This is a genomic window from Citrobacter sp. Marseille-Q3906 (assembly GCF_916618775.1).
GTDB classification, from domain to species: Bacteria; Pseudomonadota; Gammaproteobacteria; order Enterobacterales; family Enterobacteriaceae; genus Citrobacter; species Citrobacter murliniae.
In genome coordinates, this window is the sequence record NZ_CAKAKA010000002.1 from 687,195 (window position 1) to 711,186 (window position 23,992).

24 protein-coding genes are annotated in these 23,992 nt (G+C 47.6%); 12 read left to right on the forward strand and 12 right to left on the reverse strand.

Going from position 1 to position 23,992, the window contains the following annotated elements:
- Positions 1-50: 50 nt before the first annotated feature.
- Positions 51-2,501: a glycogen phosphorylase gene (gene glgP / locus LG384_RS07520; RefSeq protein ID WP_200010692.1), complete on the forward strand. Its 2,451-nt coding sequence runs from the start codon at positions 51-53 to the stop codon at positions 2,499-2,501.
- Positions 2,502-2,511: 10 nt separating this feature from the next.
- On the opposite strand, the gene LG384_RS07525 is transcribed toward glgP, so the two are convergent.
- A complete protein-coding gene (locus LG384_RS07525; RefSeq protein WP_045441215.1) occupies positions 2,512-3,459 on the reverse strand; it encodes a LysR family transcriptional regulator in 948 nt (315 codons plus the stop codon).
- A gap of 239 nt (positions 3,460-3,698) precedes the next feature.
- Here LG384_RS07525 and bssR point away from each other — a divergent pair, with 239 nt between their 5' ends.
- Complete coding sequence (bssR, locus tag LG384_RS07530) at positions 3,699-4,082, forward strand: biofilm formation regulator BssR (protein ID WP_045441216.1); 384 nt, start codon at positions 3,699-3,701, stop codon at positions 4,080-4,082.
- 102 nt (positions 4,083-4,184) lie between these two features.
- A complete protein-coding gene (locus LG384_RS07535) occupies positions 4,185-5,294 on the forward strand; it encodes a PQQ-dependent sugar dehydrogenase (RefSeq protein ID WP_225760695.1) in 1,110 nt (369 codons plus the stop codon).
- 20 nt (positions 5,295-5,314) lie between these two features.
- Here LG384_RS07535 and LG384_RS07540 read toward each other — a convergent pair whose 3' ends face one another.
- Positions 5,315-5,941: a glutathione S-transferase family protein gene (locus LG384_RS07540; RefSeq protein WP_048221779.1), complete on the reverse strand. Its 627-nt coding sequence runs from the start codon at positions 5,939-5,941 to the stop codon at positions 5,315-5,317.
- 319 nt (positions 5,942-6,260) lie between these two features.
- Between LG384_RS07540 and dacC the strand changes: the two genes are divergently transcribed.
- On the forward strand, positions 6,261-7,463 hold the full coding sequence (gene dacC, locus LG384_RS07545) for a serine-type D-Ala-D-Ala carboxypeptidase (RefSeq protein ID WP_048222747.1): 1,203 nt from the start codon (positions 6,261-6,263) through the stop codon (positions 7,461-7,463).
- A 45-nt stretch (positions 7,464-7,508) separates the two neighbouring features.
- Here dacC and deoR read toward each other — a convergent pair whose 3' ends face one another.
- Complete coding sequence (gene deoR, locus LG384_RS07550) at positions 7,509-8,267, reverse strand: DNA-binding transcriptional repressor DeoR (RefSeq protein ID WP_045441219.1); 759 nt, start codon at positions 8,265-8,267, stop codon at positions 7,509-7,511.
- A gap of 66 nt (positions 8,268-8,333) precedes the next feature.
- Positions 8,334-8,942, reverse strand: coding sequence for an undecaprenyl-diphosphate phosphatase (gene ybjG, locus LG384_RS07555; RefSeq protein ID WP_200010699.1), 609 nt, complete (start codon positions 8,940-8,942; stop codon positions 8,334-8,336).
- A gap of 319 nt (positions 8,943-9,261) precedes the next feature.
- Between ybjG and LG384_RS07560 the strand changes: the two genes are divergently transcribed.
- Positions 9,262-10,494, forward strand: a complete 1,233-nt coding sequence (locus LG384_RS07560) for an MFS transporter (RefSeq protein ID WP_048221778.1) — start codon at positions 9,262-9,264, stop codon at positions 10,492-10,494.
- Positions 10,495-10,538: 44 nt separating this feature from the next.
- On the opposite strand, the gene LG384_RS07565 is transcribed toward LG384_RS07560, so the two are convergent.
- The 3 genes from LG384_RS07565 to LG384_RS07575 all read right to left on the reverse strand — a co-directional run bounded on the left by LG384_RS07565 (position 10,539) and on the right by LG384_RS07575 (position 12,951).
- Positions 10,539-10,820, reverse strand: a complete 282-nt coding sequence (locus LG384_RS07565) for a hypothetical protein (RefSeq protein WP_045449517.1) — start codon at positions 10,818-10,820, stop codon at positions 10,539-10,541.
- 107 nt (positions 10,821-10,927) lie between these two features.
- The gene (locus tag LG384_RS07570; protein WP_200041977.1) at positions 10,928-11,743 is read right to left on the reverse strand and encodes a Cof-type HAD-IIB family hydrolase; all 816 of its coding nucleotides are present in this window, start codon (positions 11,741-11,743) and stop codon (positions 10,928-10,930) included.
- A complete protein-coding gene (locus LG384_RS07575) occupies positions 11,743-12,951 on the reverse strand; it encodes an MFS transporter (RefSeq protein WP_045441223.1) in 1,209 nt (402 codons plus the stop codon). Before LG384_RS07575 ends, LG384_RS07570 begins: the two co-directional genes overlap by 1 nt.
- An 85-nt stretch (positions 12,952-13,036) precedes the next feature.
- Here LG384_RS07575 and LG384_RS07580 point away from each other — a divergent pair, with 85 nt between their 5' ends.
- The gene (locus LG384_RS07580) at positions 13,037-13,585 is read left to right on the forward strand and encodes a TetR/AcrR family transcriptional regulator (protein WP_045441224.1); all 549 of its coding nucleotides are present in this window, start codon (positions 13,037-13,039) and stop codon (positions 13,583-13,585) included.
- A 5-nt stretch (positions 13,586-13,590) separates the two neighbouring features.
- Here LG384_RS07580 and LG384_RS07585 read toward each other — a convergent pair whose 3' ends face one another.
- Positions 13,591-14,505, reverse strand: coding sequence for a LysR family transcriptional regulator (locus LG384_RS07585; RefSeq protein WP_045441225.1), 915 nt, complete (start codon positions 14,503-14,505; stop codon positions 13,591-13,593).
- Positions 14,506-14,607: 102 nt separating this feature from the next.
- Here LG384_RS07585 and LG384_RS07590 point away from each other — a divergent pair, with 102 nt between their 5' ends.
- The gene (locus tag LG384_RS07590; protein ID WP_225760696.1) at positions 14,608-15,522 is read left to right on the forward strand and encodes a DMT family transporter; all 915 of its coding nucleotides are present in this window, start codon (positions 14,608-14,610) and stop codon (positions 15,520-15,522) included.
- Between the two features lie 15 nt (positions 15,523-15,537).
- On the opposite strand, the gene LG384_RS07595 is transcribed toward LG384_RS07590, so the two are convergent.
- Positions 15,538-16,335 (reverse strand): SDR family NAD(P)-dependent oxidoreductase, encoded by a 798-nt coding sequence (locus LG384_RS07595; protein WP_225760697.1) that lies wholly within the window; start codon positions 16,333-16,335, stop codon positions 15,538-15,540.
- 284 nt (positions 16,336-16,619) lie between these two features.
- Positions 16,620-18,407, reverse strand: coding sequence for an LTA synthase family protein (locus LG384_RS07600; protein ID WP_225760698.1), 1,788 nt, complete (start codon positions 18,405-18,407; stop codon positions 16,620-16,622).
- 204 nt (positions 18,408-18,611) lie between these two features.
- Between LG384_RS07600 and LG384_RS07605 the strand changes: the two genes are divergently transcribed.
- Positions 18,612-18,782 carry an ogr/Delta-like zinc finger family protein gene (locus LG384_RS07605; RefSeq protein WP_225761288.1) on the forward strand — a complete coding sequence of 57 codons (171 nt, stop codon included), beginning with the start codon at positions 18,612-18,614 and terminating at the stop codon, positions 18,780-18,782.
- Between the two features lie 288 nt (positions 18,783-19,070).
- Here the strand turns inward: LG384_RS07605 and LG384_RS07610 are convergent, their stop codons facing one another.
- Positions 19,071-20,756, reverse strand: coding sequence for an aspartate:alanine antiporter (locus tag LG384_RS07610; RefSeq protein ID WP_045441228.1), 1,686 nt, complete (start codon positions 20,754-20,756; stop codon positions 19,071-19,073).
- A gap of 270 nt (positions 20,757-21,026) precedes the next feature.
- Between LG384_RS07610 and LG384_RS07615 the strand changes: the two genes are divergently transcribed.
- Entirely contained in the window at positions 21,027-21,407 is a 381-nt protein-coding gene (locus LG384_RS07615) for an inner membrane protein YbjM (RefSeq protein WP_045441229.1), read from the forward strand.
- A gap of 34 nt (positions 21,408-21,441) precedes the next feature.
- Here LG384_RS07615 and LG384_RS07620 read toward each other — a convergent pair whose 3' ends face one another.
- Positions 21,442-21,705, reverse strand: coding sequence for a GrxA family glutaredoxin (locus LG384_RS07620; RefSeq protein WP_045441230.1), 264 nt, complete (start codon positions 21,703-21,705; stop codon positions 21,442-21,444).
- A 263-nt stretch (positions 21,706-21,968) separates the two neighbouring features.
- On the opposite strand from LG384_RS07620, the gene LG384_RS07625 reads away from it, so the two are divergent.
- The 3 genes from LG384_RS07625 to rimK are packed head-to-tail and all read left to right on the forward strand — an operon-like array spanning position 21,969 to position 23,927.
- Complete coding sequence (locus LG384_RS07625) at positions 21,969-22,259, forward strand: DUF1418 family protein (protein ID WP_048221774.1); 291 nt, start codon at positions 21,969-21,971, stop codon at positions 22,257-22,259.
- On the forward strand, positions 22,243-22,965 hold the full coding sequence (nfsA, locus tag LG384_RS07630) for a nitroreductase NfsA (RefSeq protein ID WP_045441232.1): 723 nt from the start codon (positions 22,243-22,245) through the stop codon (positions 22,963-22,965). Before LG384_RS07625 ends, nfsA begins: the two co-directional genes overlap by 17 nt.
- A gap of 59 nt (positions 22,966-23,024) precedes the next feature.
- Positions 23,025-23,927 carry a 30S ribosomal protein S6--L-glutamate ligase gene (rimK, locus tag LG384_RS07635; protein ID WP_045441233.1) on the forward strand — a complete coding sequence of 301 codons (903 nt, stop codon included), beginning with the start codon at positions 23,025-23,027 and terminating at the stop codon, positions 23,925-23,927.
- Positions 23,928-23,992: the final 65 nt, after the last annotated feature.

A 23,992-nucleotide genomic window follows, 5' to 3' on the forward strand; every position in this document is an offset into this window, starting at 1 on the left:
ATTCGCCTGTCGATGTCCCATCCTACAATATTCTGAAAGGTAATGTTGATATGTATATTTCGCCACTTCCGGTCGCTGCAGATTCTGATGTTGATAAACTTAGAGATGATATTGCGAATAAACTCTTATTTACGATTGGTAAGGATCCCGCAATCGCGACAAAACGGGAGTGGCTAAATGCAACGTTATACGCCGTGCGCGATCGAATGGTCGAACGCTGGCACCGCTCTAACCGGGCCCAGTTTTCTCAGGATGCCCGCCAGGTTTACTATTTATCGATGGAATTTCTGATTGGACGCACTCTTTCCAACGCGTTGCTTTCTTTAGGTCTGTACGATGAAGTGAACTGCGCGCTTGAAGCTATGGGGCTGGATCTGGAAGAACTGATCGATGAAGAAAATGACCCTGGGTTAGGTAATGGCGGTCTCGGACGTCTGGCTGCCTGTTTCCTCGATTCGCTGGCGACGCTTGGGCTGCCGGGATGCGGATATGGTATTCGTTATAATTACGGTATGTTCAAACAAAATATCGTAAATGGAGTACAAAAAGAGTCTCTGGACTATTGGCTGGAATACGGGAATCCGTGGGAATTCAAACGACATAATACGCATTATAAAGTGCGTTTCGGTGGTCGCATTCAGCAGGAAGGGAATAAAACCCGGTGGATTGAAACCGAGGATATTCTGGCTGTGGCGCACGATCAAATTGTGCCCGGCTACGCGACAGACACCACCAATACATTACGCTTGTGGAATGTGCAGGTTAACAGCGAGGTTAACTCTGGCAAACTGAATCTGAATGATGATTTTTCTATTGAAGTGGAAAACAAATACCACTTTGAGAGGATCTCGCGGGTGCTATACCCGGACGACTCTACCGATGCTGGCCGTGAATTACGCTTACGACAGGCTTATTTCCTGGCGTCCGCAACAGTTCAGGATATTCTGAGTCGTCATTATCAGTTGCACAAAACCTACCATAATCTGGCAGATAAAATCGCAATCCATCTTAATGATACTCATCCGGTACTGGCGATCCCTGAACTGATGCGTTTATTGATCGATCAGCATCAGTTTTGCTGGGAAGATGCGTTTGATGTGACCTGTCAGATCTTTTCCTATACCAATCATACCCTGATGAGCGAAGCGCTGGAGACATGGCCGGTGGAGATGCTGAGCAGACTCCTGCCTCGTCATTTGCAGATTATTTTTGAAATTAACGAGCGGTTCCTGAAATCGGTGAGCGATAAATATCACGATAATAGTGAGTTACTAAAACGTGTATCGCTGATTGATGAATCTAATGGTCGCGTGGTGCGTATGGCCTGGCTGGCTGTAGTTGTCAGCCATAAAGTCAATGGCGTGTCGGCATTGCATTCAAAACTGATGACGGAATCCTTGTTTGCTGATTTCGCACGTATTTTCCCTATGCGTTTTACTAATGTGACTAATGGTGTTACGGCCAGGCGTTGGCTGGCCCTGGCGAATCCTCCACTTGCCAGCGTGCTGGATGAGCATATTGGTCATACCTGGCGTACCAAACTTATTCAGCTTGGCGAATTGAAGCAGTACATCGATTATCCGTCCGTGAATGAGGCGGTGCATCGGGCGAAGCGGGAAAATAAACAGCGGTTGGCACACTACATTGCCACACAATTTGGTGTGGTAGTGAATCCTGATGCTTTGTTTGACGTGCAAGTAAAGCGTATCCACGAGTACAAGCGGCAATTACTGAATGTGCTCCACATCATCACCCGTTATAACCGCATTAAAGCTGCGCCGGATGCCAATTGGGTACCTCGTGTGAATATTTTTGCGGGAAAAGCCGCTTCGTCGTACTACATGGCGAAACAAATTATTCGCTTAATTAACGATGTGGCGCAGCGGGTCAATAACGATCCGCAAATTGGTGGCAGGTTGAAAGTGGTGTTTATACCGGATTACAGCGTCAGCCTGGCGCAATTGATCATTCCGGCCGCAGATCTGTCTGAACAGATTTCGTTGGCCGGTACTGAGGCTTCCGGGACCAGTAACATGAAGTTTGGGCTTAATGGCGCGTTAACAATCGGTACGCTGGACGGGGCGAACATTGAGATGCGGGAGTATGTCGGCGAAGATAACATCTTTATCTTTGGGAATACGGCACAAGAAGTAGAAGCCTTACGACAAAGCGGTTATAGCCCCAGAGCTATTTTTGAGAACGATATTGAGCTGCACCAGGTACTGACTCAAATAGGTACTGGCATGTTCAGTCCACAGGAACCAGGGCGATATCAGAATATACTGGATTCGTTGATTAACTTTGGCGACCATTATCAGGTTTTAGCGGATTATCGTAGCTATGTAGATTGCCAGGATGCGGTGGACGATTTGTATTGTAATCCTCGTGAATGGACGACAAAAACGCTGCATAATATCGCCAATATGGGTTACTTTTCTTCAGACAGAACGGTACAGGAATATGCTGATAACATCTGGCGTATTACCAAAATACACGTTTAACCTTTAATGACTACAGGTGTCCTTCCAGGTTTTCAGGACCGGGAGGCGCTTGTAATTCAGCCAGAATGGGAGCCAGTATCTTATGGGTACTGGTTTCTTTACGCGATGAAGCATAAATACTAAATTGCGGTAACGGGAATGGTGTGTTTATTTTTTTTAACCCGTAAAGTTTTGCGTGAGTGTTAAATACTTTTTCCGGGATCACGCCTACACATTGTGTATTAGATACAATGGTGAGTATTGCTGTAAAAGAAGAGGTTAGCAGGCAGCGCTCTCCAGTTCTGAATTTCTTATCAACGATGCTTCTGTGGTAAATAATCTTTTCATTTTTTGTGTTATAGCCGACGAGATTTGCGCGTCGGAACATTTCTTCACTAATCGAATTCTCATACAACGTATTATTCTGTGAAGCGGCCAGTACCAGGCGCATATCACATATTTTTTGACAGGAGATCCCCCCTGATTCAACCGAAAAGGTTGAAAAAACAACATCCGCCTGCCGCATGTTTAACAACTCAATAATGCTTTGCTCATTTAAATCGGCGGTAAGATGCAGGAGGCTAATATCAGCGTCAGTGTTGATTATTTTGGCTGTGACATCGGGAATAACGATCGGAGAAATAAAAGATTCAGTGTACAGAGTGAGTCTTTTTTTTGTTGCCGGGGACGAATGTGGCATCAGCAGTGAGAGTTTGTCGATAATTGGGATCGTATTGTCATAAAGCTCGTCGGAATAGACTGTCGGCAACAGAGCATTGCCGCTGCGGACAAATAAGTTATCCCCCATTAATTCGCGTAGCTTCCTTAATGATTGGCTGACGGCAGAGGGCGAAATATTCAGCATGTCAGCGACCCTGCTGATACTGCCTACGCTATAGATCAAACAGAAAATCGTCAGCAGATTGAGGTCTATCTTTGATAGCGTGCGTATTTTTTCTGCATCATTTGCTTTTGACATAGTCCCCTCATGCTAAGCGTCGCGCAGTAATCCCACAGGTATAGCAAAAAATGACCGGTAAGTCAGAGATCTGAGGGAGGTTGTCTCTCCGTGAGCACAACGACTCTGTCCGCAGCTACAGGTTGTAACATTGTAAATTATGTTAATCAATTAGGGTTTATTGATATAGAGCATCAATTTGTTCAAAAAACAACCATACTATTAAGTTGCACTATGGTTGGAAAGAGGAGGAACAAAGTATGGTTGTTGACAGACTGAGAACCGATCTTCTCAACAAGTTGATAAACGCCCGCATCGACCTCGCCGCTTATCTGTTGTTGAGGAAGGCGAAAGGCTACATGTCAGTCAGCGAGAACGATCGTCTGCGTGATGGTTTTTTTGCACTGAATCGCGAACTACACGATCAATCACAGCTCCACGGTATGCATCTTGATCAGGAAGAGTGGAATGCCCTTCATCGTGCTGAAGGGGCGTTAGCCGCCGCCGCTGTTTGTCTTATGAGTGGACATCATGACTGTCCAAATTTTATTGCTGTTAACGCAGAGAAACTTGAAAACTGCCTGACAACGCTGACGCTGAGTATCCAAAGCTTGCAGAGCTACTCAACATTGGAACACGTCTGAACCAGGGGGAGGACGCTCCCCCTTTTCGTTAATATTATGTAAAAGTAGCAGGATATCTCCTCCTGCTGGCTACGCTTTATGCAGAGCCATTAAGGAGGTGTTATGCGTCGACTCTTTCTCTGTGTTGCCTCGTTTGCGTTACTTTCCCCTTTTGCCGGTGCTGAACTGTCTGCTGTGAAGGTTGAAGTGTTGCAAACCAAACTTGACCATCCCTGGTCACTTGCTTTTTTACCTGATAATCGCGGCATACTCATTACGCTTCGGGGAGGACAACTTCGACTCTGGCAACCCGGTAAGGGGCTTTCAGATCCGCTGACCGGTGTGCCAAAGGTTTGGGTAAATGGACAGGGAGGATTACTCGACGTGGTGTTAGCGCCGGATTTTGAACACTCCCGGCGGGTTTGGCTCAGTTATGCTGAAGCCAACCATGAAGGGAAAGCAGGGACAGCCGTAGGCTACGGACGACTGAGTGATGACCTCAAGCATCTGGAGGGATTCAAGGCGATTTTTCGCCAAATGCCTAAACTCTCAACCGGAAACCATTTTGGCGGACGCATGGTATTTGATGGCAAAGGTTATCTGTTTATTGGACTGGGAGAGAATAATCAGCGTTCTACCGCTCAGGATCTGGATAAGTTGCAAGGCAAGGTTGTGCGTCTGACCGAGCAGGGCAAAATTCCGTCAGACAATCCCTTTGTGAATCAGGCTGGTGCTCGTCCTGAAATTTGGTCGTACGGCATTCGTAATCCGCAGGGCATGGCGATGAATCCCTGGAGTGAGGTGTTGTGGTTAAATGAGCATGGCCCACGCGGAGGCGATGAAATTAATGTCCCCGAAAAAGGTAAAAACTATGGCTGGCCGATAGCGACCTGGGGTGTTAACTACAGTGGTTTTAAAATTCCGGAATCACGGGGCGAAATAGTCGACGGTACTGAACAACCCGTCTTTTACTGGGAAAAATCTCCAGCAGTCAGCGGAATGGCCTTTTATAACCGCGATACCTTCCCGCAGTGGCAGCAGAAACTGTTTATTGGCGCGTTGAAAGAACAGGACGTGATCGTGTTAAGCGTCAACGGGAATAACGTGACGGAGGACGGACGCATTTTGCGGGAAAGGGGGCAACGGATCCGTGATGTGCGTGTCGGACCAGACGGTTATTTATATGTGTTAACCGACGAGTCCGACGGGGAATTACTTAAGGTGAGTCCCTGAACATTGCATCATTGACGCTATTAGCTGACTGGGATCATGACCACTTTCTGGAATGCCGGACGCTCGGTGAGCTGCTGATACCAGCGTTCAAGATGAGGTCGGTGGGTCCAGCTCAGGCCGACGTTAAACAGGTTATAGATGAACGGTGCGACGGCAATATCGCCGGTACCAAATTCAGCCCCGGAGAACCATGGTTGGTTTGCCAGCGCGTCGTCAAGAATGCTAAGCAGGTTATCGCAAACCTTCGCCCCTGCGTCGATGGCTGCCTGGTCACGTTGTTCAGCCGGTGTTCTGACCAGACCGAATAAAATCACCCGGTGTGCAGGACTCAACGTCTGGTTAGCCCAGTCCATCCATTTTTCGCCTTCAGCGCGCTTTGCCGGAGCATCAATCCACAAACGCTTTTGCCCGTACTGGGCAGCCAGATAGCGGACAATGGTGTTGGATTCCCACAGTAATACGTCGGTTTCATCATCGCGCAGTAGCGGAACCAGGCCGTTGGGATTCATTGCCAGATAGTCCGCATCGTGGTTAATGCCATGCTGCCCGCCCGCCAGGATTTGGGTATACGGTAGTTCCAGTTCTTCGAGCGTCCACAACACTTTCTTTACGTTGGTCGAGTTATTTCGACCCCACAGTGTAATCATAGTAACTCCGCAAATTAATTGAGCAGCTTTATGTCTGCATTCGGCATCTGACAGGTTCACATGGTGGGGTAAACCTAATATTTACGCAACAAGGTGTAAAAAAATCGTGATGGGGGCAGCGCAGCGCAATGTTATTGCATAAACTTTAAAAACTTTACCAACTTACGGTTTCTTTAAGCTCGTTAGTGCGTTATTACTCACCGCACTTATTTTACACGTCATCCATCAGGCCTCTTCTGCGTTGGTTGGGCCGATGCAGTTTGTGTAAACACGGTGTGTTATGACGTGGTTTTTTGGAATGGATACTCGGGTGGCATTTATGACGCAATACTTCTCTTCCCTTCGCAGCCTGGCTGCAGGTTCAGCACTCTTATTCCTTTTTGCACCAACCGCACAGGCGGTGGAGCAACCAACGGCCCCGCCGAGCGTGGATGCGCGGGCGTGGATCTTAATGGATTACGCCAGCGGCAAGGTTCTGGCGGAAGGCAATGCTGACGAGAAACTGGACCCAGCCAGTCTGACTAAAATTATGACCAGCTATGTGGTTGGTCAGGCGCTGAAGGCGGGGAAAATTAACCTGACTGACATGGTGACCGTGGGGAAAGATGCCTGGGCGACGGGCAACCCGGCCCTGCGTGGATCTTCGGTGATGTTCCTGAAGCCTGGCGATCAGGTAGCGGTGTCCGATCTGAATAAAGGCATTATCATCCAGTCCGGTAATGATGCCTGTATCGCTCTGGCAGATTATGTGGCCGGTAGTCAGGAATCCTTTATTGGTTTGATGAACGGTTACGCGCAAAAACTGGGACTGACCAACACCACTTTCCAGACGGTACATGGTCTGGATGCGCCAGGGCAGTTCAGTACCGCGCGTGATATGGCGTTGCTGGGCAAAGCGTTAATCCACGATGTGCCAGAAGAGTACGCCATCCATAAAGAGAAAGAGTTTACCTTCAATAAAATTCGTCAACCGAACCGCAACCGCCTGTTGTGGAGCACCAACCTGAATGTTGATGGTATGAAAACGGGTACCACTACAGGTGCGGGATATAACCTGGTGGCCTCTGCGACGCAAGGTGATATGCGCCTGATCTCCGTGGTGTTAGGGGCGAAAACCGATCGTATTCGTTTCAATGAGTCAGAAAAACTGCTCACGTGGGGCTTTCGTTTCTTTGAAACCGTTACACCGATCAAGCCGGATGCAACTTTCGTGACCCAGCGCGTCTGGTTTGGTGATAAGAGTGAAGTCAATCTGGGGGCTGGAGAAGGCGGATCTGTGACTATCCCACGTGGTCAGCTTAAAAACCTGAAGGCCAGCTTTACTCTGACTGAACCGCAATTAACCGCTCCGTTGAAGAAAGGCCAGGTTGTCGGAACTATCGACTTCCAGCTTAACGGGAAATCTATTGAACAGCGTCCGTTGATGGTGATGGAAGCGGTTGAAGAGGGCGGATTCTTTAGCCGGATGTGGGACTTTGTGATGATGAAGTTCCACCAGTGGTTTGGTGGCTGGTTCTCTTAATTTCAGTCATTGCCGGATGGCGTTATCGCTGTCCGGCAAATCCCATCAATACATCAGCTTAATATGCTGTGCTTTAGCGTAATTAACAAATTCATCGTCAGGACGGTTATCACTGATGATGGTATTAAAGCGTTTTAATTCTCCCATCCGTGCGGGACGCACCTTGCCAAATTTACTGTGATCTACCACCAAAACGTGATATTGCGCCATCGACATCGCCCAATGTTTAACCGGTAACTCTTCCAGGTTAAAACAGGTCGCGCCCTTGTCAATATGAACGCCAGCGGCGGAGTAAAAGGCAATATCCGGGCACAGGTTATTCAGTGTTTCCTGGAAATCGAGTGGTTTGAAAATCGCGTTGCTGGCATGGAATTCACCCCCACACAGGATGACGCGACACTGTGGTTTTTCCTGTAGTGCCAGAAACGTATTCAGCGAGTAACAGATAGCTGTGAAGGGCAGTTCATTATCTATCGCTTCGATGATCCACGGCGTAGTTGTACCGCAGTCAAAAAAAATTGTCTGATGCGCCTGAACGAGGCTTGCAGCCTGCTGCGCGGCGCGCCGTTTTTCATCCACCAGGCGGGATTTTTGGTCGCTGATTAGGTAGTGGCTGGCGCTGCGGGGTTCCAGAACAATATAACCCCCAAGCAATACCACAGGGGCATTGTTATTGTTCAGATCGCGACGGATGGTCATCTCAGATACGCCCAACAGCGTCGCGGCTTCTTTAAGGTGTAATTTATCGCTGCGTTTCAGTGCCTGCAGCAATTGACCAATACGCTCGTCGCGTCGTGTTTCCATATTTCCCCTGATGAATAGAGTATGCGATCAGTATCGCGCGCCTAATACTACTCTTTTTACCAAGGGTTAGTCACGCACCCAGCCCTTACGGATGGGCAGGGCGAAGCAGGTGCGATAGCACGCTTGCAAACCGTTATACAGAGGGGCGCCAAATCGTTGCCAGATCATCTGTGCACTCAGGCAGCCGATCAGGCCTGCCAGCAATCCGCCCAGCATATCCAGCGGCCAGTGTACGCCGAGGTAAACCCGCGACCAGGCAATTGCGACAGCGATGACCATCAACAGTGCGCCAGACCAGAGGCGATGCCAGAACAAAAACGCCAGCGCAAAGGTAAAAATGACCGTACCGTGATCGCTTGGGAAAGAGTCATCTGGCGCATGGTGCAGGAAGTTGTAACCGATATGATTAACGAACGGACGATCGTGTGGGAACAGATGGCCCATCAGCCACGAAATGGTTAAACCGACGATCAGCGCGATCGCCATTTTTATAACCAACTGACGCTGAATGATAACACGGCTACGCGGGCCCCAAAGCCAGAGTACAACGGCTAATATCGGTACGATATTGATCAGATCTTTGGCGATAAAAATGGCAAGTGAGATCGCCCACTGCGCAGAGTCTGGCGTGGCGTTGATCAGGTAAAAAAGCGAGTTATTCAGATTTTCCAGCATAACATCCAGACTCAGTACAGTGTTTAAAAAAAGGGCGAGCAATGCGCCTCATATCCGTATCAGACAGATCATAAAATCGCGGCCACCTGAGAAAAAGTGGTTTTGTCTTATTTATCTGTTAAATGAAGAGTTTTAATACAGCTATTGAGATTTAATCACCATGATAACGACTTCAACTTAAATTAACCTTAACGCGGGAGGATATTGTGAAAACGAGTGTAAAAATGTGCGCATTTTGCTTTCAATTCACATAATTCACTATCACCAGTTCGGCGCATTTATTACACTTTGCGCGTTTTTTCATTTGTTAAGAGACTGCATGCAGAACCGTTTATCTTCAGGCGCCCGTTTGGGGCGTCAGGCATTACTTTTCCCTCTCTGTCTGGTGCTTTACGAATTCTCTACTTATATCGGTAACGATATGATCCAGCCCGGAATGTTGGCAGTAGTGGAGCAATATCAGGCTGGATTAGATTGGGTTCCAACTTCCATGACTGCTTATCTGGCTGGTGGCATGTTTTTGCAATGGCTGCTTGGGCCGCTGTCGGATCGCATAGGCCGTCGCCCGGTGATGTTAACCGGTGTTGTCTGGTTCATTATTACCTGCCTGGCGACGCTGTTTGCGCAGAATATTGAGCAATTTACCTTCCTGCGTTTTTTGCAAGGGATCAGCCTGTGCTTTATTGGCGCGGTGGGCTATGCCGCAATTCAGGAATCCTTTGAAGAGGCGGTCTGTATTAAAATTACCGCACTCATGGCGAATGTGGCGCTGATTGCACCTTTGTTGGGGCCGTTAGTCGGAGCCGCCTGGGTGCATGTTCTTCCGTGGGAAGGGATGTTTGTTCTGTTTGCGGCACTGGCGGCCATCGCCTTTTTTGGCTTACAGCGCGCGATGCCTGAAACGGCAACCCGTCTGGGTGAAAAGCTATCCATTAAAGAGCTTGGCAAAGATTACAAACTGGTGCTTAAAAACGTGCGTTTTGTCGCCGGAGCACTGGCGCTGGGCTTTGTCAGCCTGCCGTTACTGGCCTGGATTGCGCAGTCCCCGATTATCATTATTAGTGGTGAACATCTCAGCAGCTATGAATATGGTCTGTTACAGGTGCCGATTTTTGGTGCGCTGATTGCCGGGAATCTGGTGCTGGCTCGTCTGACTTCGCGGCGCACAGTACGATCGCTGATTATTCTGGGCGGTTGGCCAGTTGCTGTGGGGTTGATTATCGCTGCGGCAGCCACGGTGGTTTCTTCCCATGCTTATCTGTGGATGACGGCAGGTTTGAGTATTTATGCTTTTGGTATAGGTGTGGCGAATGCAGGTCTGGTGCGCCTGACACTGTTTGCCAGCGAAATGAGCAAAGGGACTGTTTCAGCCGCAATGGGCATGCTACAGATGCTGATTTTTACCGTCGGTATTGAGTTGAGCAAACATGCGTATCTGATCGGTGGAAACGGCTTGTTTAGCCTGTTTAATCTGGCAAGCGGTATAATTTGGCTGGTCCTGATGTTTATCTTCCTGAAGGATAAACGGGTCGGAGATTCCCGGGAAGGATAGGAATTCAATGCCTGATAGTTGTTCGCTATCAGGCATTGAAAGCGTTAGTGATGGTCGTCGATTTGATGTTCGATAATCATCCCTTCGCCAACGCTGGCAACATGACGTGCATAAGGATGCGCACGATAAACGGGAGCAGGTGCGGGGGCCGGTGCAACATAGACCGTTTGCGGTGCGGTCGTGACGCTTACCGCCTGTGGAACACTCACGGAAGAAGGGACCACCACCACTTTATACCCGTCTGGCACATCAACGGTTACGCTCTGCGCCATTGTCGTTCCCGCAACCCCCAGCAACAATGCTGCCATCAGTACACTTTTCTTCATCATCAGTTCACCTGAAATGTTCACTGGAGGTAATTATCCAGCGGGTTAATTTGATGCGGATTATGAAGAGATCATCCCAACGTTTTGTTGCCGTCCGTGCTAAGAGATTATTGTGTAAACGGCGCTTCGTTTTTGAGCACACGATCGATAATATCCAGCACGCCTTCTTCGTTATTTGAACCCGCGCGATATTTTGCCGCCGCGACCACCGTGTCTTTGGCGTTTGCCATCGCAAAACTAAAGCCCGCCTGGCGCAGCATCTCAATATCATTTCCACCATCGCCAAATACCACGACTTCATCGTCGGTAATATTCCAGCGTTTTTGTAGCAGACGCAGACCGTTTGCCTTATGCACTCCTGGAATAATTAAATCAATGCTGCCGTAGCCCGTATGAACCGGAACCATAATATCGCCAATTGCGTTATGGAGGTCCTCCTGAACCTGGGGGATGCGATCGTCTGAGATATTCAACCCGAATTTGAAGAATACGTCGTTGATGTTGTCAAAGTTATCTACAAATTCAAGACGATGATAGTACATAGCCGCGACCGATTTTAGTTCATCACTGTATTGCTTCAGTGTGTAGGCGCTGCTTTTCCCGCAGGCAATAATGTCGATGTCCGTTCGCGTCAACAAATGTTCCACGACGACATCAAAATCATCCTTTGCCAGCTCACCGTTAAATACATCTTCCTCTTCGCTGACCACCCAGCCGCCGTTTTCCGCCACAAATGAGATTTCGTGAGCCAGTTCGGGGAAAAAGGAGATTAACTGGTAATACTGGTTACCGCTGGCGACAACAAAGCGGATCCCTTGTTTTTTCATCTGATGATACTGCGCCATGAACCGCTCACGGTTGTAGGTCTTTTGGTCACTTAAAAAAGTACCGTCCATATCTACCGCAATTAACTTGATACCCATTAGCCGTTCTCCATCGCAGTTTGAGTTTTTGAATCTGGTTTGGCGACAGCTTTCGCCACGATAGCCGCTACCAGCACCAGTGCCAGCACGACTAACATTGCGCTGCGTAATCCGTAGTGTTCACCCAGATAGCCCAACAGCGGCGGTCCAACCAGGAAGGCCAGGTAGCCGGTAGTCGCAACCACGCTCACGCGGGTTGGGGCATCGGGACCGGTATCACTGGCCGCCGAAATAGTCAGTGGGAAGCCAAGCGATGCGCCAAGTCCCCACAGGATGACGGAAACGCCCGCTAACCACGAGCTATCAACAAAAATAATCAGGCTAATCCCAAGCGCCCCCATTAGCGCGCTGGCACGTACGACAGCGACGCGGCTGTAACGGTCGATAAACCAGCCGCCAGTGAACCGTCCGACGGTCATTCCCAGCGTAAAACCGGCATAAATCAATGAACCGGATGTCGGGCTAAAGCCATGTCCGTCCACCATCAATAGAGGAAGCCAGTCGTTGGCGGAACCCTCGGCAAAAGCCATTGCCAGAACCACTACGCCGATGAGCAACAACTGGATATCACGGTAAAAAGGTAGCCCCTTTTCGCTCGAATGAGATCCGTCGGTGGCATTTTTGCCCGTGCCGTCAGGAATGGCTTTTATGGCGATGAATATTGGGGTAATCGTGACTACCGCCGCCAGCAGAATATGTACAGTCGCCGGTATGCTAAGGGCGGTAAGAATCATCCCGACGCCGGCACCGGCAAGAGTTCCCAGACTGTAAAAGCCATGCATCATCGGCAGAACGGTTTTGTTCATTTCGCGCTCAACTGCCGCGCCTTCAACGTTAATGGCAACTTCTGCGGCACCAAAGCTGGCACCAAATACGGCCAAACCAAATGCAAAAAACCATGGTGAGTGCAACCATAGCGCCAGGCTGAGGACCATCATTCCTGTGACTGCGCAAGACATGGTGGTGCGAATCACCTTTCGTGTGCCAAATCGTTTCACCAGCCAGGCCGAACATAGAATGCCACTCATCGAACCAATAGAGAGTCCAAACAATACTGCGCCCATTTCCGCAGTGGAAATGGAGAGGATATCTCTGATGGCTGGGGTACGCGTTGCCCAGGAAGCCATTAATAATCCTGGTAAAAAGAAGAATGTGAATAGCGCCCAGGTACGGCGTCTTAGGGCTTTGCGTGATGAGATGCCTGTCATGAATTCGAGCCAAAGAGAAGAGGAAAGAAGACAACATTAGCAAGGTTGTGTACATTTGTACATAAATGTACTCAGAGGAAATACAGTGCGACGCGCGAACGATCCGCAACGGCGGGAAAAAATAGTTCAGGCTACTCTGGAAGCGATAATAACCCATGGTATTCATGCGGTTACACACCGCAAAATCGCAATAATTGCTCAGGTACCCTTGGGTTCTATGACTTATTACTTTTCGGGAATGGATGAGCTTTTAATGGCGGCATTTGGTCGTTTCACTGAAACCATGTCGCAGCAATATCAGGCATTCTTTGATGACGTTTCAAATGCGTCGCAGGCCTGTCATGCCATTACCAGTATGATCTACAGTTCACAGGTCACCACGCCGGACAATATGGAGCTAATGTACCAGCTTTATGCTTTTGCCAGCCGAAAACCAGCACTGAAAATGGTGATGCAAAACTGGATGCTACGCAGTCAGCAAACGTTAGAGCAGTGGTTCGATCCGGCCACGGCTCGGGCTCTGGATGCGTTTATTGAAGGGATGACTCTGCACTTTGTGACGGATAAAACGCCACTGCGTCGAGAAGATATTCTGGTTATGGTTGAACGTATTGCAGGGCTGCCGCAGGCGTGATTTTCTTAAAACGAACTGTCGAGGCGGGTAATCGCCTGACGTAAAAAGTCGATGACTCTCCGGGTTTCTGTTGTCAGCGGTTGATTCGCATTTGTCACGGTCCCGACATCCATATACGTAATAAAATCATCAATCGTTCTGCGCATGACGCGTAATCCGTCCAGCGACCAGGGGCGATATACCAGATCTGACAAAATAGTTATTCCTCTGCCTTTGGCGACCAGGCTGCGTATCGCCTCAAAAGAATTACTGCGAAAACAGATGTCAGGCGCGTAGCCACGCTGTTGCCAGTAGTCTGTGATGACGTCGGGATACTTGTCGGTTTCCAGCAGTAAAAACGGTAGCTTCACGACATCTTTCAGACGGATTGCTGGCTGGCTTTGCAACGGGTGCCCGATTGAGCTCCACAGGCGTCGTTGTGAGCGAATGAAGGTTTCGATTTTCAGGTCAGCGTCGTGGCTGATATTCGAAGTCAGTAGCAGGCAAAAATCAACGTTCTTTTGTCGCAGCGCCTGAACTAACTCTGGCGCTGTATCTTCATGAAAAATGATCTCCAGTAGCGGAAAACGGCGTTCAATGTCATCAAGTATATCCGGGATAAGATAGGCGGAGAGCGTTTCGGCAACCCCAATACGCACCGTACCGCAGAGGAGATCACTCCTGTCATGCAGGGCGTCAACGGCGGCCCGGCTACTGTTGATGATGTTACAGGCATGAGCCAGAAAGCGCTCACCCTCAGCGGTTAGCTTCACACCTTTGGGATATCGTACAAATAATTGTGCATCTAATGCTTCTTCCAGGTTCCGCATGGCGATGGTCATCGATGACTGAGAGATATGACAACGTGCTGCTGCTTTGGAAATTTGTAATGTTTCGGCGAGCGCGATGTAAAACTCAAGTTGCCTTAGCGTGAATTTCATAGTTTTAATCTATGCACATGGATGAAAACGTTATATTAGCATTCATTCGGACACCGCCGTAGCCTTGTTGTTATACCGTGAATGTAACAAAAAGGCTTATTTATGCCCTATATTTTACTCAGTCTGGCAGCCTGTTTTTGGGGCGGGAATTATGTAATCGGCCACATACTGGTCGCTGACGTTAATCCTGTTGTTTTATCTGCGGTGCGCTGGATAGCTACCGCACTATTATTGATGACGCTTTATTTTCGCCAGGTTACAGAGCAGTGGCCGGCGATGAAAAAAAACATGAGTACTATCGTTTTCCTCGCGTTATGTGGTCAGGTCCTTTTTCCGTTGACCTTGTACATCGGCCTACAATATACGACATCTCTGAATGCGGCGATTTATATGTCGACCACACCAGCAATAGTCCTGCTAATCAATAAACTCTTTTTCAAGGAGAGGATCTCTTTGCGTAATATTGCTGGTGTGATACTCAGTACTGTTGGCGTTATCTGGCTAATATTGCAGGGTAATCTGATGCATCCGGAGGTGTTTAGTCATCTGAACCAGGGCGATTTCTGGACTATGGGCTCAGCGCTTAGTTGGGCCGTCTACTGTGCTTTTCTGCGAATTAAACCTCGTGAGGTTAAGGGAAATGCATTCGTCGCTGTGAGTGCACTGATAGGCGCAATTGTTCTTCTTCCGGTGCTAGCTATAGAACTGATGCGTGATGGTGTTCCGGACTGGAGTGGTTATGTGAATTCTGCAGTTATTTCCGGGGTCATGTACCTTATTATTTTTCCGTCCTGGCTGTCGTATTTACTCTGGAACAAAGGCATTAGCGCCATCGGGGCCACGCGTGGAGAAATATACTCACACCTGATCCCTTTGAGTGGAGGATTACTTAGCGTGGTATTTTTGCATGTGACGCTACATTCGTATCATCTGGTCAGTGCGCTGGTTATCGTCTTTGGTATTGCGCTCTGTTCACGCCCGGCAGTGCACAGGATAACGGAGCAACATACGGTGTGAGGGGGAAGAGCTACATTAGCTGGCGGTAGCGCCACTTGTTACATTCACCACCGTAGCAGTCATTGCACTGGCATGATCTGATGCCAGAAATGTTATAACTTCGGCGATTTGTAACAGAGTGGGCAGACGTTTGAGCATAGTGCTTTGTGCGGCGCCACCCAGCCATTGTTCCACGGTTAACCCCATTGACTGAGCTTTTGTGGTGAATATTTCCTCTGTGTAAGAGCCGGCCTGTACCGCATCCACAATTGCATGCGATCGCACGCCGAGGACTCGAATATTCTGTGGGCCGAGTTCACTGGCGAGCGCTTTAATAAAGGCTTCGGTTCCCGCGCAGCCAACGATGTGGCCCAGATGTCCTGGCATTGCCATCGGTGCCGCAGGAGCTACGACGGTGATAATACTGCCTGCACGTTCACCGCCCATATACGGAGTGACGACCTTTGATATATTGAATTGTGCGGAGAGAAAAGGGGTGATGCCACTCATAAACTCAGCCAGAGATAACGCTTCTATTCTTTTGCCCTGTTCGTGCATAAAGCCAGTTGCGTTTACCACCACGTCAATACCACCGGCTTGCTGAGCCAGTTGTGCAATATGTTGAGTTGTGGACTGTTCGTCAAGTACATCGACGATGAAGATTTCAGCCGTGCCACCGGCCATGCGGATACTGTCGGCAGCGCAGTCTAGCTTTCCCTTGCTACGTGCACCAAGGAACACATTCGCCCCTTCACGCGCCATAGTGCGTGCAACCGTACTACCGATCGCGCCACTTCCGCCGAAGATCACTACGTTTTTGCCTGAAAGCAACATTATGAATCTCCATCACCAGAAAGCATCAATCAAAAGTATGTGCCATAAACGGCATGCTGCAAATTGCGCGGATTATGGGGGGAATGCCAACTCTTGCCGCTACTTTGCAGAATTTCCAGATTATTTTTGAAGAAAATGATCAATGTTTGCAAGATACGTGAATAAATGGCATTAAAAACTCCATTTAAAAAATGGGTTTTCCTGTCTAATCAATAACATTTATCTCCAGTTCTGGCTTGAAGATATATCAAGCCAGAATGTGATAGTTCCTTGAGTATTGAAACTCAATTATTAAAAAGCGCCATTGAGTATATCCATGGTGGAGTCATGTTGACTTTTTTATAATCGACGTCATCTTTATTATTGCAGTAGTTTTCTAGATTATAATTAAAAGAAACTAAGCCAGATTGTATAAAGTTTTTATCAATAAGTGCCGATACGCAAAAGAAAGGTCGATTATTTGCTTCTGTTATTAATTTTTGGACGGTGTTCTTGTCTTTTGCTTTTATCAGCACGGGTACATCTCCGTAATCTTTAGGTGTCAATCCTGGTTTAAACTCAAAGTCTTCATCTTTCGCTCCTGTCTTAGTGAAAAGTGTTGGTGAAAATACACCTGCATCATAAAAAAATTTATTAAGAGCTGGTTTATGATCGCCATAAACTACAATGATAGCATCAGGATCAATTTCCTCCACATTAGCAGAGAATTGTGCAAGCCTTTCAATAGCTTCGTGTACTTCGTAAGTATATACACCTTCGCCTGAATCATTATTATGTTGGAAAGGACCGTGTGTTGACATTGTAATCAGATTCAAGAAAATGTTGTTCCCGTTAGCATTGGATTTTTTTATCGCTTGTAATGCTGCATTATAGAGCAAATAGTCATCCGCTTGCCATTGCCATGGTTGTTTAGTACTAGCATACTTTTGTGGTAAATCGCCCATTTCCGATAGACTTTCAAATTTATCAAAACCAAATTTCTCATAAATAACATTTCTGCGCCAAAAAGTCTTATTGTTGTTATGGGCGGCAAATGTATCGAATCCTTTAAGTCTTAATGCGCTTGCTAACGAATCAGCATTTTGTTTTATAGCTTCAGCATATTCTTGGTAAATTATCCCGGATAGCACATCTGAATTACTTGGAAGGCCTGTTAACATTTCAAACTCGGCATTTGCTGTTCCTGCACCATATACGGGTGATATCGCACGAAACCCTGTATAGCCTTGATTAAAAAGAGGAATAAAGTTGTCTTTAAAGTTCTTTTCATCGTACCAACATGATTCGCACAAAATATAAATTATGGTTTTATGCTTCGTAATTAAGGACGTTAGACTTTCCTTTTCCCTTAAGTATAATTCTCGCTCAGTATCTGTTGTTTTTGGAATAGACTTTCTAACACTCGTTTGGATTAAATGCATTGGTAATCCATGAGTTTTAACGTTACCAAGTGGATCCCATGAAAAATATACGACATCATGTTTTATGGCTTGCTTTGTTATACTTTGACTAATATTACTGTCTTTTCCAAATATTACTTCCGCATAAGGGGAAAATGAATAAGGAAAACTTACAATGAGACAAAATAAAATACAAATATAATTTGTACGCGTTGTGATTATTCTTTTACTTAAGAATGTCGAGATTACAACACCTAAGGTGAGAGATATACCTGCTAAAAGAGGCCATAAAGTCAGGTATCTACTCGCTACGGTTAGGTTAACACCGGATATAATATCATTGAAAGATAGTGGTTCATTTGTTAATGCTATTTTAGTATCATTTATAAATGATATAATAATTATTATTGAAAATAACAAATAAGAACATAACAATACAGGTAATCTACATGCTCTTAATAAAAAATAGAGAAACAACAGCGGAGACGATAACCATGTGAAATTTATGACTCTTTGTATTATATTTCCTAATGAAATGTCACCTTGAATAGGAATTAAAGTTTTACTTGATAAGTAAAGTAATAATAATAAAAATATAATATCAAAAAGATATGCTTTAATTTTTACTTCTGTTGTTTTACAAAGAATAAAATGATTAAAAAATTTAAACATAATAGTATAACTAAGTTATTGTATGACGTAGAAATATAACATACGCATTTGCTAATTTCAAAGAAACGTTTAACCAAATCTGACCTGGAGTCTGTTATGTGACATGTGATTCAGGCAAGTAAGGTAGTGATATAGTAATTATTCATTAATGGATTGTTTTTTATACAAATAATATGTCTAGGGGGATTATATATATGACCGAGCATAAATCCAGTATCTTCTAGGTTTCCAGAACGATACAACCAGTGCACTAACATCGAATGTGGGCATACCTTCGTAACGCATGAGACTTTTGTGCGCGCAGTATGCCGTCCTCAAAAAATCAGCGCAGCACCGCCTCATCCAAAAGGTATGCAGGAACAATTTGCTTACTGATACTGACCCGCCGCTGGCGGTTTTTTTTACGTCTGGTGCCGCCATAACAAAAGCGCTGTCGCCACTTTGTCGCCATCAAGCTCAAAGGTGGTTCATAAGTAGCTGATTAGAAAGGCCCTGAATTTCAGGCAACAAAAAACCCATCAACCTTGAACCAAAACGGCGGGGTTGATGGGCTCCACAAATTGGGGACATCAAAGAAAAGCAGTGGCAATAGTTATGACTGACACCTTGAAGAAAAGTTCTGCTTACCTGCAAAAAATTTTCACTTAAGGATAATTATCAGTCTTAACCGAGGCCTGGCCAGACAATGACAATAAGTGTCCCTGCCAGCGTCAGCAGGACGTTAGCAATTGCATAAGTGCCCGCATAACCTAAGGCCGGAATGTTACTGCGCGCCGTGTCGCTGATGATTTCCATTGCCGGAGCACAGGTACGCGCTCCCATCATGGCCCCAAACAACAGGGCGCGGTTCATACGCAATACGTAAGCACCAAACAAGAAGCAGATAACCACCGGAACCAGACTGACAATCAAACCGGCAATCAGCATTTGACCACCCACGGCACCGAGGCCGTTGCCAATACCGCTGCCAGCGCTTAAACCGACGCCTGCCATAAATACCATCAGGCCAAACTCTTTCACCATATTCAGCGCACCCTGCGGAATATAGCCAAACGTAGGATGGTTGGCGCGCAAGAAGCCAAGCATGATCCCGGCGAACAGTAATCCGGCTGCATTCCCAATGCCGAAGCTGAAATTACTGAACTGGAAGGTGATCATCCCGATCATCAGACCGATGATAAAGAAGGCGCAGAAGGCAAGGAGGTCGGTCACCTGACTATGGATTGAAATAAAGCCGATACGATCAGCAATGGTTTTGACACGACGGGCATCACCACTGACCTGCAACACGTCGCCTTTATTGAGTACAACGTTGTCATCGATTGGCATCTCAATTTGGCTGCGGATCACGCGGTTAAGGAAGCAGCCGTGATCGGTTAGTTTCAACTGCGCCAGACGACGACCGACGGCATTGTGGTTTTTGACAACAATCTCTTCGGTGACGATACGCATATCGAGCAGATCGCGATCGAACACCTCTTTGCCATTACGAAAACTTGGGTCGAGGCGGGCATGCGCATCCGGGTAACCCACCAGTGCAATCTCATCACCCATTTGTAGCACTGCGTCACCATCAGGATTCGCCAAAATGCCGTTGCGACGGATGCGTTCAATATAACAACCAGTCTGGCGATAGATGCCCAGCTCACGGAGATTTTTACCGTCAGCCCATGCGACCAGTTCCGGACCGACACGATAGGCCCGAATCACGGGCAGATACACCTTACGGTTAGCGTCAGTGTCCAGACCGCGTTCACGTGCGATTTGTTGTGCGCTGGTTTGCAGATCCTGATGTTGCAGTTTCGGCAGGTAGCGTGCGCCGACGATCAGGCTGACCAGTCCAATAAGATAGGTGAGGGCGTAACCCAGACTCAGATTATCAAGGGCACTTGACAGCTGCGTACCTGCCATTCCTGAATGCCGCAATGTGTCGCCTGCGCCTACCAGCACAGGTGTGGAGGTCATTGAGCCAGCCAGCATACCGGCTGTCAGGCCGATGTCCCAGCCAAATAGCCGACCCAGCCCCAGGGCGATCAGCATTGCACTACCGACCATTACCAGAGCAAGCATTAGGTAATTTTTACCATCGCGAAAAAAAATGGAAAAAAAGTTGGGACCCGCTTCCACTCCGACACAAAAAATAAACAGCATAAAGCCGAGATTTAATGCATCAGTGTTAATACTAAAGTGCTGCTGCCCTAATAATAGGGAGACTACCAAAACGCCAATGGAATTACCGAGTTGGACTGAGCCCAGACGTAATTTACCCAGACACAGGCCCAGCGCCAGGACCACAAATAATAACAGGATGTAATTCCCATTTAACAAATCTGCGACGTTTATATTCACGGAGGCTAACTTCTTGTTTACTAGTAAGCTATTGAAAGAAATGGCAATTTACGCTAATGTTTTTGCCAGAAATTAAGGGGCGACAGCTTCGTATACAGCCCCAAATAAAAGCAGCATAACAATATATGTGGCTAGTTTAATCTCATTACGTATCAACGGCTATAAGAATCGTGTGGGTGTGTTTTTGGCATGGAATGCCGAGTAACTTTATCTGACTGGACGCCTTTGGGCGAAAAGAGTGTTCGATAGAGAAAAAGTCAGGAGGAACGGTTGAAACATAAGCAAGGTTGGGCGGGTGCGATCTGCTGCTTTGTGCTTTTTATTGTGGTGTGTCTTTCATTAACGCTAAACGTGAAAGGGGCATTTAAAGCGGCTGGACATCCTGAAGTCGGGTTGTTGTTTTTTATATTGCCAGGTGCAGCGGCAAGCTTTTTCTCCCACCGTCGGGAGGTGCTCAGACCCCTTCTTGGTGCAATGTTGGCGGCACCATGTTGCCTGTTGCTGATGCGGTTCGTCTTTATGCCCACGCGTTCGCTGTGGCAAGAACTGGCATGGCTGTTTAGTGCGGTGTTTTGGTGCGCGCTTGGCGCATTGTGTTTTTTATTTATCAGTAGCTTATTTAACCAACATCAACGACGTAAAAAAAACTAACGACGCCCTCCAGCGGAGGGCGTTGAAACACTAATCAGGCGAACAGGTTCGCATTTTCTTTTGCCCACGCTTCAAAATCCGTGCAGCCGCCGATGTGTTTTTGATCGACAAAAATCTGCGGTACGGTTTCAACAGGCTTACCTACCGTTTTTTCCAGATCCGCTTTGGTAATACCTTCAGCGTGGATATCAATGTAGCGGTAGTTAAAATCGTCATGCTCATTGCTCAATTTTTCTGCTAATTCTTTTGCGCGCACGCAATACGGGCACCCTGGGCGACCAAAAATAACAGCAAACATCTCTTTCTCCTCGAACTTATCAGGCCGGATGGCGAATTACCGTTATGATGCCGCGATTTACGATAGATGGAAAGCAGGTTGAGCCTGTTGCTTTGATATCCTTAGTCTATACCCTTTGTCTTTCAGGCTACATTTTGTGGTCTGCATCCGTTCACACCTGCCATAGAGTTATCTATGCTGCTGGAGATCACGGGCTTGCCGCTTCAGTACAACCCGAAATTCATAGCGTATACACTAAGCACCACTTCACCGGGAGGCCACTTATGCGCACAATTGGTGTGTTACCCAGGAGCGTATTGATTCTGGAAATGATTGGTATGGTATTGTTAGCGCTGGCGTTGCTGTCGCTTAACGATTACCTCACCTTACCCGCGCCGTTTAACAGCTCAGTAGCCTGCGTCGTGATGATCTTTTTGGGTGTATTGCTGATGCTTCCTGCGGCGGTGGTGTTGATGTGGCGCATTGCACGACTGCTTGCGCCGCAGTTGATGTCGCGTTCATCCGACGCGACTTCCCATTCAATCAGAGATAAAAGAGATGACTCCAACCATTGATTTAATTCGCGGTCACCGCTCCATTCGCCATTTCACCGACGAGTCGATTTCGGATGCACAACGAGATGCGATTATTGCTGCTGCCCAGGGAACTTCAAGTTCCAGCTTTTTACAATGCAGTACGATAATTCGGATTACCGATAAAACTCTGCGCGAATCGCTGGTTACCTTGTCTGGAGGGCAAAAACATGTCGCCCAGGCTGCTGAGTTCTGGGTGTTTTGCGCTGATTTCAATCGTCATTTACAGATCTGCCCGGATGCTCAGTTAGGGCTGGCGGAACAACTGCTGCTGGGCGTGGTTGATACGGCTATGATGGCGCAAAATGCGCTAACGGCCGCGGAATCGTTGGGACTCGGAGGCGTCTATATTGGTGGCCTGCGCAATAATATTGAGGCAGTCTCCGAGCTCCTGAAACTCCCGCAGCACGTCTTACCGTTGTTTGGTCTTTGTCTCGGCTGGCCTGCCGATAACCCGGACATCAAACCGCGATTGCCTGCTGCAATCGTCGTGCATGAAAATCAGTACCAACCGCTCGATAAGGACATTCTGGCGCAATATGATGAACAGCTCGCGCAGTACTATCTGACCCGTGGCAGTAACACGCGTCGCGATACCTGGAGCGATCACATCCGCCGTACCATCATTAAAGAAAGTCGCCCCTTTATCCTGGAATATTTGCATAAACAAGGTTGGGCGACGCGCTAAAGATTCTAACCCGGTGTATGATACGTCAGCTTTTACCAGGTCTTTCAGAGAGGTGCAGGGTGAAAATTGCCATTTTGTCCCGGGACGGAACGCTCTATTCGTGTAAACGCCTGCGTGAAGCGGCGATGCATCGCGGCCACCTGGTAGAAATTATCGATCCCCTTTCTTGCTATATGAACATTAGCCCGGCGGCTTCTTCTATTCATTATAAGGGCCGCCAGCTACCCCATTTTGACGCAGTCATCCCAAGGATTGGCTCGGCCATTACTTTTTATGGAACTGCTGCGTTACGTCAGTTTGAGATACTGGGCAGCTATCCGCTGAATGAATCGGTAGCAATTACCCGTGCGCGCGATAAGCTGCGTTCGTTACAACTGCTGGCGCGCCAGGGGATAGATCTCCCCATCACCGGGATTGCACACTCGCCGGATGATACCAGCGACATGATTGATATGGTCGGTGGGGCACCGTTGGTGGTGAAGTTGGTCGAAGGCACACAGGGCATCGGTGTAGTGCTGGCCGAAACGCGTCAGGCTGCAGAGAGCGTCGTGGATGCGTTTCGTGGGTTGAACGCTCATATACTGGTTCAGGAATATATTAAAGAAGCGAAAGGCCGCGATATTCGCTGTTTCGTTGTAGGTGACGAGGTTGTGGCCGCCATTGAGCGTCGGGCGAAAGATGGTGATTTTCGTTCTAATCTCCATCGTGGCGGAGTTGCCAGTATTGCAAATATCACGTCTCGCGAAAGGGAGATCGCCATCAAAGCCGCTCAGACAATGGGGCTGGATGTGGCGGGGGTTGATATTCTGCGCGCAGATCGCGGGCCACTGGTCATGGAAGTCAACGCTTCTCCTGGATTGGAAGGCGTGGAGAAAACTACAGGGATAGATATTGCTGCGCGGATGATCCAGTGGATCGAACGTCACGCAACACCTGAATTCTGTCTTAAAATCGGCGGTTAAGCGCAATATCGATTGCGATCGTGGTATGACACGGTCTTTTTGCGTAAGCTGTGCCGGTAATTTTT

What these genes read in the sequence shown, in the direction of transcription:
- glgP (WP_200010692.1), top strand. Translation starts at nt 51, where the DNA reads ATGTATATTTCGCCACTTCCGGTCGCTGCAGATTCTGATGTTGATAAA.
- LG384_RS07525 (WP_045441215.1), bottom strand. Translation starts at nt 3,459, where the DNA reads ATGTCAAAAGCAAATGATGCAGAAAAAATACGCACGCTATCAAAGATA.
- bssR (WP_045441216.1), top strand. Translation starts at nt 3,699, where the DNA reads ATGGTTGTTGACAGACTGAGAACCGATCTTCTCAACAAGTTGATAAAC.
- LG384_RS07535 (WP_225760695.1), top strand. Translation starts at nt 4,185, where the DNA reads ATGCGTCGACTCTTTCTCTGTGTTGCCTCGTTTGCGTTACTTTCCCCT.
- LG384_RS07540 (WP_048221779.1), bottom strand. Translation starts at nt 5,941, where the DNA reads ATGATTACACTGTGGGGTCGAAATAACTCGACCAACGTAAAGAAAGTG.
- dacC (WP_048222747.1), top strand. Translation starts at nt 6,261, where the DNA reads ATGACGCAATACTTCTCTTCCCTTCGCAGCCTGGCTGCAGGTTCAGCA.
- deoR (WP_045441219.1), bottom strand. Translation starts at nt 8,267, where the DNA reads ATGGAAACACGACGCGACGAGCGTATTGGTCAATTGCTGCAGGCACTG.
- ybjG (WP_200010699.1), bottom strand. Translation starts at nt 8,942, where the DNA reads ATGCTGGAAAATCTGAATAACTCGCTTTTTTACCTGATCAACGCCACG.
- LG384_RS07560 (WP_048221778.1), top strand. Translation starts at nt 9,262, where the DNA reads ATGCAGAACCGTTTATCTTCAGGCGCCCGTTTGGGGCGTCAGGCATTA.
- LG384_RS07565 (WP_045449517.1), bottom strand. Translation starts at nt 10,820, where the DNA reads ATGAAGAAAAGTGTACTGATGGCAGCATTGTTGCTGGGGGTTGCGGGA.
- LG384_RS07570 (WP_200041977.1), bottom strand. Translation starts at nt 11,743, where the DNA reads ATGGGTATCAAGTTAATTGCGGTAGATATGGACGGTACTTTTTTAAGT.
- LG384_RS07575 (WP_045441223.1), bottom strand. Translation starts at nt 12,951, where the DNA reads ATGACAGGCATCTCATCACGCAAAGCCCTAAGACGCCGTACCTGGGCG.
- LG384_RS07585 (WP_045441225.1), bottom strand. Translation starts at nt 14,505, where the DNA reads ATGAAATTCACGCTAAGGCAACTTGAGTTTTACATCGCGCTCGCCGAA.
- LG384_RS07590 (WP_225760696.1), top strand. Translation starts at nt 14,608, where the DNA reads ATGCCCTATATTTTACTCAGTCTGGCAGCCTGTTTTTGGGGCGGGAAT.
- LG384_RS07595 (WP_225760697.1), bottom strand. Translation starts at nt 16,335, where the DNA reads ATGTTGCTTTCAGGCAAAAACGTAGTGATCTTCGGCGGAAGTGGCGCG.
- LG384_RS07600 (WP_225760698.1), bottom strand. Translation starts at nt 18,407, where the DNA reads ATGTTTAAATTTTTTAATCATTTTATTCTTTGTAAAACAACAGAAGTA.
- LG384_RS07620 (WP_045441230.1), bottom strand. Translation starts at nt 21,705, where the DNA reads ATGTTTGCTGTTATTTTTGGTCGCCCAGGGTGCCCGTATTGCGTGCGC.
- LG384_RS07625 (WP_048221774.1), top strand. Translation starts at nt 21,969, where the DNA reads ATGCGCACAATTGGTGTGTTACCCAGGAGCGTATTGATTCTGGAAATG.
- nfsA (WP_045441232.1), top strand. Translation starts at nt 22,243, where the DNA reads ATGACTCCAACCATTGATTTAATTCGCGGTCACCGCTCCATTCGCCAT.